Source organism: Methanofollis liminatans DSM 4140, assembly GCF_000275865.1.
Taxonomy (GTDB): Archaea; Halobacteriota; Methanomicrobia; order Methanomicrobiales; family Methanofollaceae; genus Methanofollis; species Methanofollis liminatans.
This window is the reverse complement of record NZ_CM001555.1, coordinates 1,217,716-1,232,892: the sequence shown is the minus strand read 5'-3', so window position 1 is coordinate 1,232,892 and position 15,177 is coordinate 1,217,716. Positions and strand designations below refer to the sequence as shown.

Genomic DNA, 15,177 nt, shown 5'->3' with positions numbered 1-15,177 from the left:
CGATCATGGAGACGCCCGGTAAAAGGCTGATCCCCGGCCAGAGTCACCAGCCCGAGATAAATTCTCGACGAAATGCCCTGTTTCCAGAGAAAAATAGATCGATAAAAAAAGAAACATATAAATTATGATGGAAGGAAACTATATTCCATCACTATACGGGGGCCACCGAATGCCCCCGCCAGAACGGCCGATTCAGGCCCGGTGAACATCATGCATCTGTCCGGAAATTCCACCCCCATAGATAATAGCACCCTGCCGGAAAACGGCAGCGACACGATCTTCCACCACCTCATCGACCTCACCTACGACTGGGAGTACCTGCAGGGGGAGGACGGGACGTTCGCCTATGTCTCCCCCTCCTGCGAGCGTATCACCGGGTACCGGCCCGACGAGTTCGTCGCCGATCCCGGACTCCTGGAGCGGATCATCGAGCCGGAGGACCGTGCCGCCTTTCTGGACTACGAGACGGCGATCAGGAAGGGGGACGACATTTCAACCGTCGAACTCCGGATACGGAGAAAAGACGGAGCGATCCGGTGGATCGGTCACCTCACCAGGACGGCCCATATCGAGGGGATCGGGACGGCGTACCGGAGCAGCAACCGGGACATCACCGAGGACGTCAGGGAGCGGGAGCATAACCTCGACCGCGAACGCCTCTTCCACACGATCATCGACCTCACCTACGACTGGGAGTACCTGCAGGGGGAGGACGAGGGGTTCATCTACGTATCCCCTTCCTGCGAGCGGATCACCGGCTACCGCCCGGACGAGTTCATCGCCGATCCCGGTCTCCTGGAGCGGATCGTCGAGCCCGAAGACCTCCCCCACGTGCAGGCATATTTCAGGAACGTCAGGGAAAATCGCGACACCTCGAAGTGCGCAGACACGATCGAGTTTCGGGTCCGCACCAGGGACGGGGCGGTCCGGTGGATCGGGCACATCAGCTTTGGGGCACATCTCCCTGACGGGACGTTTCTCGGTTACCGTTCGAGCAACCGGGATATGACCGCCGACGTCATGGAGCGCGAAGAAAAGATGCGGAGCATCGCTGCCCTCCAGAAAAAGGCCGAACTCCTGAACACAACCTTCATGCGGGAAAATCCCCTTGCGATGGCGGTGCTCGACCCGTCCGGCACGATCATTGAAACCAATCCCGCCTTCGAACGCCTCTTCCCCCAATCGGAGGACACCATCGTCTCATCCTCCATCGCGGATATGCCCCTCGAACACCGTGACGGCAACGACCTCAGCAGGGTCCTGCGCACCGGCGAGAAATCGAAAGGCGAATACCTCGTTCGCTTCAAAAACGGCGAGAAGAAGATTGTGATCCTCGACGCTATCCCGATCCTCGACCAGAAAGGGGGCCTGGAGATCGCCCTCTACGTCTTCAGGGACGTCACCGAAAACCGGAGGAAGATCGCCGAGATCGAGCGCCTCCAGAAGACGACCGAGACGATCCTGAAGGAGCACCCGATCCCGATGATCCTGCTCTCCCCGTCCCTGCAGATCGCCGACTGGAACAACGCCTTCATCGACCTCTCCGGCTACCGGGCAGGCGACCTCGACGGCCTCAGTTTCAGAAGTTTCAAGATGCTCAAAAAGGACGGCGAGTCGATCAGGACGGCCGTTACAGAACTCCGGAGGGTTTCGGGCGAGATCGCCCTGGAGTTCCCGGCCGGAACAAAAGACCTGGAGTATTTCTGCATCCCGCTGTACGGCGACGAGGGATCCCTCACGAGCGTCCTCGTCGTCTACCGCGACATCACTGAACAGCGCCGGCAGGAGCAGGAAATTCGGAAGATGATGGCCGAGGCGGAGAAAACAGCGCGCGCCCTCAATATCAGCACCGGGGACCTGGGCACCTCGATCAGGCGTCTTGCCGCGGGCGATCTCACGAACCACGCCGCAATCGGGGAGAACGATCCGCTGCTCCGGGTGAAAGAGGACTACAACTTCTCCGTGGACGCCATCAGGACCGTGATCAGGGATGCAGAGAAGGCGATCGCCGACCTGGACGAGCACGTATCGGCATCGGCCGGGAACATCCAGGAGGTAAGCGCCGCCCTCTCGACGGTGGCGGAGAACAGCGGCAGTTCGGCGGAAGCGGCGGCCAGCCAGATGCAGACGATCGAGGAGGTCCACCGGGAAATCTCGACGATGCTCTCGTCGATCGAGCAGATCGCCGCCACCACCCAGAATGTCAGGGAGATCGCAGAGGAAACAACGCGGCTTGGAGACCGGGCCGCCTCCCTCGGCAACCAGACGACCGCCCAGATGAAGGCGGTCGAACTCGGGTCAAAGCAGAACATGGAGGACTTCAACCGGCTGAACGAGGAGATGAGAGATATCGGGGCGATCACCCGCCTCATCAACGACATCGCCGCCCAGACAAAACTCCTCGCCTTAAACGCCGCCATTGAGGCGGCACGGGCAGGGGAGCACGGCCGCGGCTTCGCCGTCGTTGCCGCCGAGGTCAAGAGCCTCGCCGAACAGGCCAGGTCGGCGACGACCAGGATCGACGAGGTGATCGAGCGGATCCAATCCAACAGCCAGAAGACGGCGGAGAATCTGCAGGCCGCCCATTCCAAGGTGCACGACGGGATCGAGCGCGTCCAGGAGATCATCGAACTCCTCGGGACCATCGTCGAGCGGGCCGGGGAAACCGCCCACGGCGTCGCCACCATTGCACGGGAGACGGACGATCAGGCCGGGATCACGGACCGCGTCGCCCGGTCCATGGACACGGCAACCGCCATGACCAGGAGGACACAGGAGCATGTCCGCCAGAACGCCGAGCTCGTCAGAGACGTGAGCAGCGCCGCAGGGGCCGTCGCGGCAGGCGCCCAGGAGATGGCCGCACTCACGGGAGCACTCCGCGAGAAAATGAGCAGATTCACCGTCGCCTGAGAGAGGGACCGTTTCGGGGAAAGAAGAGGTCCAGGCGTATGCACCATGGACCCTCACCGTCGAATGTGAAGATACGCCCCTGGAACGATGCCCGCACGTTCAGTCGAGGGCGTTCGACAGAACAACAGTGTCCGCCGCCCCTGCCTCCTTCTTCCTGACATGGTACACGACGAGCAGGGCTGCAAGGAAGAGCGGGTAGAAGAGATCAACGTACATCACGATTCCGGCGTTATTGACCGCCGTATTCCCGTTGACGACGAGTTCGTAGAGATGGCCGATGCCGGCACCGACGGAAAACAGCCCGGTTCCAATGATGGTTGCAGCAAAAAAGCCTTCGTCCCTGAACTTCAGGCAGAGAACGCCGACGATGCCGAGAGCGAGGTCCCACATCCCGACCTCCCGCTGGAACGGGCTTCCTGCCGCCCAGCCGATCGACGCCGCAACCAGATCCGGCATCAGGAGATGACCGATCCCTCCCCATATGAAGGCCAGTCCCAGCCCGACGGCCAGTTGCCACATCAGCACCGCGCCGATAGCCTGCCAGCCGGCGATCTTCTTCCAGTGAATATGGATAAAAGCGATAATTAATGCAGAAAATGGGAAGAGGAGTGTCGAGAGAGGCGCAATGATCCCCATAAGGAATAATGAGGGGGCGGCGTGATAAACCTATGCCATCGTCGTTATGGTGCTCATGGCGGTTCCGGAGAACCTATGCCGCCCGCCCCGGTTCGCCGCCGATACGATGCACGCCCTGATCACAACACCCTGCATCCCTGATGATCGTGTGCTCTTCCGGGCAATCGTCCACGGGGAAGATGAAGAGAGTATCCGGACGGGCCGGGTACACGATTTTCTCCCCGCTAAGGTACGTCCGTAACGCCACTTTCCCACGTCAACGGCATCGCCCGATATCCCCGCGCATACTCTCCGGGGCAGCATCGGGACCATATTGACTCTATGGCAGAAAATCCGATTTTCGTCGGCAAATATCCACATAAATAAAAAAAATTGCAAGTATAACACAGAAAAATTAATTATATGGATTAATGATTTCATAGTATCCTTTCTTGTTATCTCTCCGTTACATGGAAGGGGAGTTTTTCAGGTGATTTATACGATATCCCGTACAAATACCGCTTTACTGATAGTGCTTGTGCTGCTCATACTCACACAGGCAGCAGCAGCAGCAACAATTCAGGAACATCCGGTCTACACCAACACGACCCTGCCCGGCTCAAGCCCCGAGCCCGCAGGCTCAGGAGCGCTCAGTGCGACTGCGACATCCACCCTTGAGGCGCCGTATAAGAGCAACTCATGGCTCTCCCCGATCCTCTGGGCTGACAACCAGGCCAGGATCTATCTGGGAGGCGGCCTTGACACCGGCACCCCTTCGATCGTCTACCAGCGGCCGGTCTACCCGCTCCCCTGGAGCCTCTGGTATAACCTGGACCCCTATACGAACTGGGATAACATCGATGCCCCGCTCTCCACGCCCACCGGCACGACCGGCTTTTTTGTCAGGCAGGCAGCAATCACGGTTCACCAGGACGCACGGCTCTACAGCCCGGACGGAAAGCCCGACACCAGCACCCTCTTCATGTCCGCCCTTGACTGCATCCACTCAAAAGAGGGGATAAAAGTCGACCCGGGATTCAATGCATCGCACATCCGGGTGAACAGGATGGGAGACTACGACGCGGAACTCCTCCTTCTGGCATCGGACGACGCCGCTTGCCCGGCCGCAATTCCGGCGAACGCCTCCCTGCGGATCGTTACCGTCCGGGGCTCCCTGTTCATTCACTTCGCCGCGTCCGGGATACCGCAGACAAACTTCACCATCTGGAGCGCGTCGGAGCTGAACCATACCGCCGGCGTGCTCCAGGTGAAAGGACAGAACGTCAGTTACGAGATCTTCACCGGGGCGATGCCCATCACCCCGCCGCTTGGAAAGTCCGACGTGACGAGCACAAACCAGACATACATTCTCTTCTTCCCTGAAGGGCAGTCGGCGTACCACCAGGCAGAGAACGGCACTGAGACTCGTACGGAGATCGAACTGACCTTCGTCGCACCGGTTCAGGAGAACTATTTCGTGCTTGCCACCGTTCCCGATGCCTCGTTCACGGACGAAGCGACGCTCGCCGTCCTTGCCGAAGCGGCATTCTGCTACCCCACGGAGACCACCGTCTCCTATACCTATGGCGCCTCCACCTCGTCCGTCACCGCCACCTATTCGATGACATCCGCAGACGTGCTCGGCCTCGGCGACCCTCGACCGGTACAGGGGCTCCTGCCCATCCACTATGGCGACTTCTTCGACCTGGGATCGGTGCTCGGGGGTACGCCGGTGTGGGTCCAGAACAGCACGGGCACCGATATGGCCTTCGAGACCATCAAGGGGACGATGAAATACCTCCGCCAGTCCTCGTATTCCTGCACCTATCATTACCCGGGTATCCTCCCCTCCATGCCGTCGCTGGACACCCATGATACGGAAGGGATCGACAACCTGACCCGGTGGCTCGACGTCTTCGAGATGCAGAACGGACCCCAGGACCCCGCGTATACAGCCTTCAACGACGGCAAGGGTACCGACACCTATACCGGAGTAAAGACACTCGGGCGAAATGCGAGGTTCGCGCTTGCTGCCGAAAGTGTAGGGAACACCACGCTGGCCGCCGCCGTCGCATCCACCACGAAATCCGGCGGGATAGAACTCTTCTTCAGGGAGAATCCGACAAATACTCAAGTTAATACGAGCACCGGCGTGGCCCCGTACTATGCCCTGTACAATGCGTCGATCGGCACCGTCCTGCTCTACCCTGCAAGTCCGGTAAAGACGTACTTCCCGTCGGATACCACCGATAAACCATACGACGGCTACGGCACCGTAACCAGGTTGAACGATCACCACTACACCTACGGCTATATCGTCAACGCAGCGGCCCTGCTCGCCATGGACAACGAGACCTGGATGAACGAGTATAAGGACGTGATCAACCAGATCGTCTTTGATGTGGCGTATTCAAAAGAGATACCGAGCGACAACGCCTTCCCTGAAATGCGCTACTGGGACGCCTATGACGGGCACTGCGCCGCCGGCGGGCTGACGTCCCCCGACTTCCTGACCGGAAACAACGACGAATCGATCTCCGAAGAGATCAACTTCTGGGCAGGAGTCATCCTCTGGGGCACCGCATCGGACCAGCCGAAGATGACACAGATCGGCATCGAACGGTATAGCATTGCGGTCTATGCGAACTGGGCGTACTGGCGGGATTATTTCGGCACCTACCAGCGCCTCTTCGATGCCGTGGAGGGGCCGGGGTTCGACCCCCGCTGGGTGAGCATGCAGTATACCGCCCAGGTCTACGACGCCCAGATCAAACAGTCCACATTCTTCGGTCCGCATCCCACTGATATCAGTTACATCACGGTCGCCCCGGTCACGCCTGCATCGTTCTACCATGCCATGGATAAACAGTCCATTGTCACGTACCTGCAGGATTACGAGGAATACCTGAAGAAGTACGATCTCGACCCGCTCAATCCCGAAGGAACAAAGAGATTCGGAGACGGAACGACCGAAAACCAGTGGTACGGTCGGTTGGCGTATTACAGCGAGCTTGCCTGCTGGTATGCGATGGCCAATCCCGATGCGGCGCTGACGACCTACTTCGACGTGACGCCGGAGTGGAAGGAGAACGAGTATCACATCATCCCCTGTATAAAGTTGACACACGGCGGGAACTCGGGAGCAACGACCTACCAGTTCATCCGTTACCTCCAGGTCCACGGAACCCCCGATCCCCTCGAGGTCTACGCCACGAACACCCCATACTTCATGACATTTGAGAAAGGCGACGAGCGGACTTACGTGGCCTATAACCCGACGGACGCTCCCCTGGACATCGCTTTCAACGACGGGACGGTGCTGGAAGACGTTCCGTCGCATTCGATGAGGACCTGCCCCACCGGCATGCCGGGGCCGCTTGCGGCACACTTTAGGGCGAACGTAACGATGGGCAATGCACCGCTTGCGGTGGGGTTCACCGATACGTCGGGAGGAGCCCTCACCGGCTGGGCATGGTCGATAGATGGGGCAGCGCCCTTCTCCACCGACCAGAACGCACACTACACCTTCGCCACTCCCGGCATCTACAACGTGACCCTGACGGTCGAGAATAAATCAGGGGCTTCCAGTTCGTTCTCGGCGTCGATCTATATAAAGCAGCAGGGAACGCTGACTGCAAACTTCACGGTATCGACGGCGGATCAGGCTACAGGCGTCGGGACGTACTCCTCCCTTGCCCTGGACTCGAACTGCTCTGCGCATATCAGTTATTACGACAGGACCAACGAAACGGTAAAGTACGCATGGAACGACGGTGCGTGGCACAACGAATCGGTATACGGCTCGAACGGGTGGTTCTCGCTTGCGCTTGACGGCAACAATACCCCCCATATCGCCTACGGCAACGCCGCGGGCACGTCGCTCAACTATGCGACAAAACAGGGAGATGGCTGGAGCGATATGGTAATTACTCCGGTCGCATCGGCATACCCCTCACTGGCGATCAGCGAGAACCATGGCCCCTGTGTCGCCTACCAGAGCGTGCCGCTCAAGATACCGCGGTTCAGCTGGTACCCTCCCGGCCAGAGTGGAGCAGACTGGCCTACCGTACAGCCCGAAGATATCAATGCAAAAATCGGTGGGGATTATGTCTCGCTCGCCATAAACCCAGAACAGCAGGTGCACATCGCGTATTACCACCATAACACAACAACCCTCAGGCATGCCGAGATGCCCGGTTGGGGCGCTCCGGAGAAATGGGCGACCGAAGAGGTGACGTCTGCGACCGTCGGGTGGACATCGATCGCATTCGACGCCGGCGGGCACGCGGCGATCGCCTTCTACGATGCGGACAACAAACGCCTCATGTATGCGGTCAACGATTCGTCCTGGACAACCGAGGTCGTCGATGCGGCAGGCGATGTCGGCGAATACTGCTCTCTTGCCTTCAACACGATGGTCGGGTCCGATCATGCGCCTGGCATCAGTTACTATGACGCCACGAACCGGAGCCTGAAGTACGCCTGGAAGGACGGCGACACATGGTACTCGGTGACGGTGGATACCGGAAACGTCGGCGAGTATTCGTCGCTTGCGATCGATACAGACGGATATGCACATATCAGTTACTACGATGCGGGGAACGAAACCCTGAAGTACGCCGTCCAGAAACCGGCGGATGACGATGAGGCTATATTAACCAGGCCATCGCCCGGGTCAGACTCAGGGAGCGACGGGTCAGGTTCCGTGAGCAGCGCAGGATCGGCATCCTCTCTCAAAGCAGGCCAGAGCGCTGTCATCCCCATCCGCGGAGGGTCGATAAACTCCCTGACTGTCACGGTCGGCAGCGACGTCCAGAATCTTCAGGTCATCGTCACGCCGTCGGGCTCACTGCCCTCATCCATTCCGCTTCCGGGATCGGTCGTGTATGAGTTCCAGGAGGTCACCCCTTACGGCGTGAATGACTCGAACATCGAGAAGGTAACCTACACGTTTAAGGTTTCTAAAATATGGCTTGAAGAGCATGGCTACGATACCGGTGACGTCGTGCTGTGGCGGTACAACGGTACGGCCTGGGAGCAGTTGCCGACCACGTATGTGGCCGAGGACGGGGATTACTACATATTCACCGCCGAGTCTCCGGGGTTCTCCTGGTATGCGATAGGGATAGAGAAGGAGGCGACGCCTGAAACGCCGGTGCCCACCACTGCACCTGAGGCCGCATCCGCTGCAGTCCAGCCGTCTCCGGTGCAGACAACGCCCTCTGTTCTTCCGGCTGAACCCGCTTCCGAATTCCCGATGGTCGCAGCCGGTGTTGCGATCCTTGTCCTTGCCGCTCTGGCATGCGTTCTGATTTACCGGAGGAGAGGTAAAGACGAGTAAGGATTCGTGAGGGTGGAGGATCGGTTTGATCCCGATCCCCCCTGACCTGATACCACTCTTTTCATGCATTCGGATCCTCTCCGAATTTCTTGACGGCTCTTCACTCGTGTGTGCGGGTATCCCTGACACTTCAGTCTGACGCCACTCATGGTAATAGGGATGATGAGAACGATCTCACACGATAGGGTGCGAAGGGGTAGAGCGCGTTTCAGGGTTTTGTGTCTTCGCGTGAACGGACCGTGCGCCGGTGCCGGGGGGCCGCTGCTCCCGATCCAGGAGAATGTATTTCCCTCACCGCCCACAAAAATCTGGAATATTCAATGAGACTCGGCGTACTCTGTTCAGGCGGGAAAGACTCGCTCTTTGCATGCTGGCGGGCGATGCAGAAGGAAGAGGTGGTCTGCCTGATCACCATCGTCCCGGCGAACCCGGAGAGTTATATGTTCCACACGCCAAATGTCCGCCTCGCCGCCCTGCAGGCCGAGGCGGCGGACCTCCCTCTCGTCGAGGTGGAGTCGGCCGGCGAGGAGGAGAAGGAGCTCGACGACCTGAGGCGGGCGGTCCTGATCGCGCGGGAACGCCACGGGATCGAGGGGGTCGTCACCGGGGCAATCCTCTCGGTGTACCAGGCGACGCGGGTGCAGCGGATCTGCCATGACCTCGGGCTCTGGTGCTTCAACCCGCTCTGGCACGCCGACCAGGAGGCGTACATGCAGGGCCTGATCGACGAGGGTTTTGCGGTGATCGTCGCCGGGGTCTACTCCGCACCCTTCGACGAGCGGTGGCTCGGGCGCCGGATCGACGCCGCCGCCGTCGCGGAGTTGAGGGCGATGGCAGAGAAGTACCGGATCACCCTCACCGGCGAAGGCGGGGAGATCGAGACCTTCGTCACCGATGCGCCGTTTTTCACACGGCGGATCGAGATCAGGGAGGCTTCGGCCGAATACAAAAATTACAATGGCACCTATAGAATAGAGAAAGCCGTGCTGGTGCCGAAATGATCCTGATCGTCGATCTCTGCTGGAAAGAAAACTCCCTGAGCCGGTACGAGTTCGTCTCGCCGATCGAGGGGATCGTCAGGCGGGCGGGGTTCCCCTCGGTCACGCGGCACTTTGCCGGGATCGAGGAGAGCGATCTCGACGGGGTCTCGGCCGTCCTCCTCTGCGGGACCGCCCTGCAGGACAACCGCTTCGCAGAAGATCTCGAGCGGTTTGCGTGGCTCCGCACCTGCCCCCTCCCGGTGCTCGGGATCTGTGCCGGGATGCAGGCGGTCGCCGGGGCCTTTGGCGGGCGGATCGAGCCCGACCTCAGGATCGGGATGACAGACGTCAGCGTCCTCAGGCCTGACGGGATCTTCGCGGGGAAGGATCTGTTCCCGGCCTACGAACTCCACGCCTTCGCCGTCGCCCCGCCGGCGTGCTTTGAGGTCCTCGCCGTCTCGGAAGGGTGCGTGCAGGCGGTCCGCCACGTATCCAGGCCGATCTACGGCGTGCTCTTCCACCCCGAGGTGAGGAACGAGTGGGTCGTCACCCGGTTCCTGGAAGAGCACGCCGGTCCGGCATCCTGAATGCGACCGAAAGGGGCGACCATCACGTTTGCCCCCGCCCATCCATCTATTTACGATCCCGGACAGAGATCATACCACGAATGCCCCGGCACAACCTGAGCCCCTCCCTCATCGCCCGTTTCTTCCACCATGAATGCCAGCGTTTTCTCCGGTATTCGGCGGTCCCCCTGGCGGACCGGCGGGCGCTCGGCATCCCGGACGCCGTCGAGGAGCACACGCAGGTCTCAGAACTCCTCACCGCAAAGGGGCTTGCATGGGAGGACGAGGTGGTCGGGAGAAAGATACCCGGCCTCGTCCATATGGCGCCGGGCGGCGGTGCCTATCATGACCGACGGTTTTCTGCAGAAGAGAGTGTCCGGATTCTCTCGTCGATGGCGGCGGGGTCGGGGGCGTACCAGGCCACCCTGATCGTCCCGCCGTCGTTTTACCGGCGCTACGGCCTGGACCCTGAGGTCTGCTCCTTCCACGAGTGCAGGCCCGACCTGATCTGGTGCCTCCCTGACGGGGAGGGGCGCCTCCTCAGGGTCATCGACCTGAAGGCGACCGACAGTTTAAAGACGTCCCACCGGATTCAGGTGGGGCTCTACGCCCTGATCCTGGACGCCGCCATCGCCGACGGGGGGATCCCGGCCGTTGCCGACCGGTCCGCCGCCGGGATCTGGCTCCAGGACGCCGAGACGCCGGAGATCATCACGATAGGCACCGACCTGCAGGTGCTCGAACACTTTCTCGCCGACGACCTCGGGGCGATCATGGCGGCGCCCCCGGCGTCGCTGCCCTGGCACCTCCAGCCGAAATGCGAACAGTGCCCATTTTTTGTGTCCTGCATGAGGGAGGCTGAGGAGACCGGGTCGATCTCCCTCATCCCGGGCCTCACCGCAGGGGCGAGGCAGTTCCTCAGCGACGGCGCGGGCGTGGACACCCTCCCTGACCTCGACCGCTTTCTCTCCTCGCCGGGCGCCGACGAGGCCCTGGAGGCGTGCGGGTCCCTGAGGGGGAAGGGCGAGATCCTCCGCAGGCAGATCCGCGCCGTCCGCGAGGGGACGGTCGTCCCGCTCGATGGCGCCTCGCCCTCGCTCCCGGTCAATGAGTCGGTCGGGGTGGTGATCACCCTCCAGCGCGAACCGGTCGGGGGCAGGATCTACGCCGCCGGGTTCAGGCGGTTCAAGGGGAAGGACGTCTACGACTCCCCGTCCAGGGAATGGATCGGGGTCGCCTCGGGGGAGGAGGAGTGCGGGGCGGTCGCCGGAGGGTTCGTGCGGGCGCTGTACGACGAACTCGCCGTCCTCTCTGCCTACAACGAAGGGAAGGCGTTTGCCGAACAGCGGTCGCTCCAGACCTATGTCGCCGACCGGCGGGAGCACCGCCTCTTCCTCGAGATCCTGGAGGAGTGCGCCGGGGAGAGCGGGGAGGCGGCGGCGCTGCTCAGGCACTATGCCGGCGAGGGCAGGGAAGGGGCGCGGACGAAGGTCCCGGTCGTCGTCCTCTCCGGGGTCGCAGAGGAGTGTGCCGCCTTCCCCGACCCGGTCTTCTGCAGGATACCCGACGCCCTCGCCGCCCTCAAAGGGTCAGGCCACCCCCCTTCTGATCTCTTCTGGCCCGCCCTGGGCAACGGGATGAAGGCCGACGCCGTCTACCGCGCCTGGTACAGCGGCCATGCCGATGCGGTGCGGTGGGTCCAGGACGAGATCCGCAGGCGTCTGCGCATGGGCGGCGACCTCCTCGCCGCTCTGCGCGAGAGGATGACCCCGCGGCGCTGGCCTGACCGCTTCCGCCTCACCCCGCCCGAAACGATCGAGCACCCGGAGTATGCCGCCCTCATCGCCGCCCTGCGGCGGTCGGCGGCGGCGGCGGCGGCAGAGGCGCAGCGCCTCAGGTGCCTCCCGACAAAGGAGGCCGAGGACCTCGGCGGCAGGATCTGCATCCGGTGCGTGGGCGGGGACGAGTGGAGCGTCCTCTCCCGCCCTGACCCTGCAGCGCTCGGCCAGCCTAACGGCCTGCTAAACTTCCTCCTCGTCCCGGAAACCCCTGAGGGGGTCGCCGCAGCACAGGCCTTCGACGATGGGCTCTACGCTTCGAAGACCGCACCGCCAGGCGGGGAGATCAGGTTCGCCGGGATCGCCGGGACCACGGAGTCCCGCGGAAAGGTCTCCCGCCTCCGTCTTGCCACGCGCGCGACCGGCGACCAGGACGCCTTCTCGCCCGGGGATCGGGCCCTTCTCTTCCCGCGGGCCACTGACTTCACGACGGCGACGATCGTCGAGCAGGTCCTCGAATGGGACCGGCGGCCAGACGGCGACCTCCTGGCCCTGATGAGGGAGCCGCAGGGCTTCGCCGGGCGGGGAGCGGCGGCGGTGCCGGACGGCGGCGCTCATGCAGGGTTCACTCCGAGCCAGGAGGAGGCGTACCGCCACATCCTGGCGAACAGGCTGACCCTCGTATGGGGCCCGCCGGGAACGGGCAAGACCCATTTCCTCGCCCATGCGATGCTCGGGCTGGTCTCGTCGGCCGACGGGCCGGTCAGGATCGCCGTCAGCGCCCTCACCCATGCGGCGATCGAGAACCTCCTTTTCGAACTCCAGGACGCCGCCGGGTCCTCGATGGCCCTCCGCCTCACCGTCGGCAAACTGGACCGGACGACGACGCCGAGAGGGCGGAACCTGCACGTGCTTTCCCGCGACGTCCTGGCGGCGGCGACCCGCCTCCCCGACCGCTTCGTCCTGGGCGGGACGGCAAAGGCGTTCCATAAACACCGGACATACCTCCCCTCCTTCGACGTCCTGGTCCTCGACGAGGCCTCGCAGGTCACCTTCGGAGAACTCGCCCTTCTCCTGCCCCTCCTGAAACCCGGCGGGAAACTCGTCTTCGCCGGGGACGACCTCCAGCTCCCGCCCATATGGGGGGCGGGCGCGGGTGAGGGCGCCGAAGGTGCCGAAGAGATCCAGGACTCGGTCTTCGGGTGGCTGAGGCGGCGCGACCAGGGGCCGGCGCCCTACACCTGCCAGCTCCTGGAGAACTGGCGGATGAACGCCACGCTCTCTGCGTTCTCGGCCGGGACACTGTACGGCCAGGGCTACCGGCCGGCGAACCGTTCTGTGGCTGAACAGCGGATCAGGCTCGCCCCCCCATCGTCCCCTGACCCGTTCATCGAGGCGGTGCTCGACCCGGACCATCCCCTCACCGTCGTGGTGCTCGAAGAGGTGAGGGCGAGCGTGAAAAACAGCGCCGAGGCGGCCCTTGTCGCAGAGATCGCATCGGCCCTGCGCGAGCGGATGTTCGAACCCGGCGGAGACGGCCCTTACCCGGGGGGACGGGCCGGAGACGAGGCGTTCTGGCGGCGGGGTCTCTTCATCGTCAGCCCCCACCACGCCCAGATCCGGGCGATCAGAGAGGAGCTGGCAGGGGGCCGGGCCTGGGAGGCCGACCCCTTCGTGGAAACGGTCGAGAAGATGCAGGGGCAGCAGTGCGAGGCGGTGATCGTCTCGTACGGCGTGAGCGATCATGAGACGGCGCTGCGGGAGGCGGAGTTCATCTACAGCAGGAACCGTCTCAACGTCTCGGTGACGCGGGCCCGTGCAAAGTGCATCGTATTTCTCCCCCGCCCCCTCCTCGAACCCTCCTTCGACCTGCTCCAGAACGAGAAGGCAGGAGAGGGGCTCAGGCACATGCTCGACCTGATCGCCTTCTGCAGGAGGGAGGGGGAGGAACGGACCTTCACCCTCGATAAGGCAGGCCGCGTGACAGTACTCAGGACGGCGTAGGCCGATTGAAATCTTCATGAGATACGTATCACCCCGCAATATCTGTAAACCAATTAATATGTAGCCACAATAATAAAATAAAGATATTCTGGAAACAACAAAAATATAAATCTTTATAATCTTTCATGCAAAATTCACATATCAGGGTGAGACCATAACGCGTATTGCATTTGCCCATCACAAGGGAGGAACGGGAAAGACATCGTCCTGTCTTAATATTGCAGGCTATCTTCAAAAGTCCGGAGAACGCGTCCTGGTCGTGGACTGCGATCCCCAGGCAAATGCAACTTCAGGTCTTGGCATCAGCCCGACCGGCCTGGAGACCAGCATCTATGATCTCTTTATGAGCAGGTTCGAGGGGTTTCCAGAAGTATCCATCAGGGACCTGATCGTCAGGACGGCATCCGGGATCGACCTTGTGCCCTCCACCCTGGACCTTGTCGGTGCCGAACCATATCTCTACCAGTCTGAAGGCAGGGCAACTGTTCTGAGAGATGCGCTCGATGAGATCTCGCCCAATTACGATATGGTCCTGATAGATACGCCCCCGAGCATGGGTCAGTTTGTGATCAACGGTCTCGTGGCAGCGGATCACACGATCGTAAATCTCGACCCCGGCATCTTCGCCCTCGAGGGGATCGAGACCATGAACGCGATATTTCAGGACATCCGCGAGAACATCGGCGGGGATGTCAGGGCAGAGATTGCAATCATGAGCCAGGAAAGCCCTGTGCAGGGGCAGAGAGCGGGGCTTCTCGACGCAATTCTCGGACTCCTCTCTCAGCGGGAAAAGAGGATAGAGCCGGAAGCGATCGATGAGCGCGTCTCGGCGTCATTTATGATGGTTGAAACGGTGCCCTTCTCTCCGGAGGTTCCGGCAGCACAGCGGAAGGGTCTCCCGATATCTCATTATGCACCCGACTGTCCGGCCGGTCAGGCCTACAGGAAGATTGCATCGACCGTCGGGCACTGGAAGAAATGAG

7 protein-coding genes are annotated in these 15,177 nt (G+C 61.6%); 6 read left to right on the top strand and 1 reads right to left on the bottom strand.

Features of this window, described 5'->3' with window-relative positions:
- Window positions 1-210: 210 nt before the first annotated feature.
- Complete coding sequence (locus tag METLI_RS06205) at window positions 211-2,910, top strand: methyl-accepting chemotaxis protein (protein WP_004038908.1); 2,700 nt, start codon at window positions 211-213, stop codon at window positions 2,908-2,910.
- Between the two features lie 99 nt (window positions 2,911-3,009).
- On the opposite strand, the gene METLI_RS06200 is transcribed toward METLI_RS06205, so the two are convergent.
- On the bottom strand, window positions 3,010-3,546 hold the full coding sequence (locus METLI_RS06200) for a DUF6790 family protein (RefSeq protein ID WP_004038907.1): 537 nt from the start codon (window positions 3,544-3,546) through the stop codon (window positions 3,010-3,012).
- A gap of 517 nt (window positions 3,547-4,063) precedes the next feature.
- Here METLI_RS06200 and METLI_RS06190 point away from each other — a divergent pair.
- The 5 genes from METLI_RS06190 (at window position 4,064) to METLI_RS06170 (ending at window position 15,176) form a co-directional block, all read left to right on the top strand.
- Entirely contained in the window at window positions 4,064-8,866 is a 4,803-nt protein-coding gene (locus tag METLI_RS06190; protein WP_169313803.1) for a glycosyl hydrolase, read from the top strand.
- Between the two features lie 320 nt (window positions 8,867-9,186).
- Window positions 9,187-9,867: a diphthine--ammonia ligase gene (locus METLI_RS06185; RefSeq protein WP_004038905.1), complete on the top strand. Its 681-nt coding sequence runs from the start codon at window positions 9,187-9,189 to the stop codon at window positions 9,865-9,867.
- Entirely contained in the window at window positions 9,864-10,433 is a 570-nt protein-coding gene (locus METLI_RS06180; RefSeq protein ID WP_004038904.1) for a type 1 glutamine amidotransferase, read from the top strand. Before METLI_RS06185 ends, METLI_RS06180 begins: the two co-directional genes overlap by 4 nt.
- Window positions 10,434-10,513: 80 nt before the next feature.
- On the top strand, window positions 10,514-14,194 hold the full coding sequence (locus METLI_RS06175) for a bifunctional RecB family nuclease/DEAD/DEAH box helicase (RefSeq protein WP_004038903.1): 3,681 nt from the start codon (window positions 10,514-10,516) through the stop codon (window positions 14,192-14,194).
- 109 nt (window positions 14,195-14,303) lie between these two features.
- Window positions 14,304-15,176 carry a ParA family protein gene (locus tag METLI_RS06170; protein ID WP_342632915.1) on the top strand — a complete coding sequence of 291 codons (873 nt, stop codon included), beginning with the start codon at window positions 14,304-14,306 and terminating at the stop codon, window positions 15,174-15,176.
- Window position 15,177 lies beyond the last annotated feature (1 nt).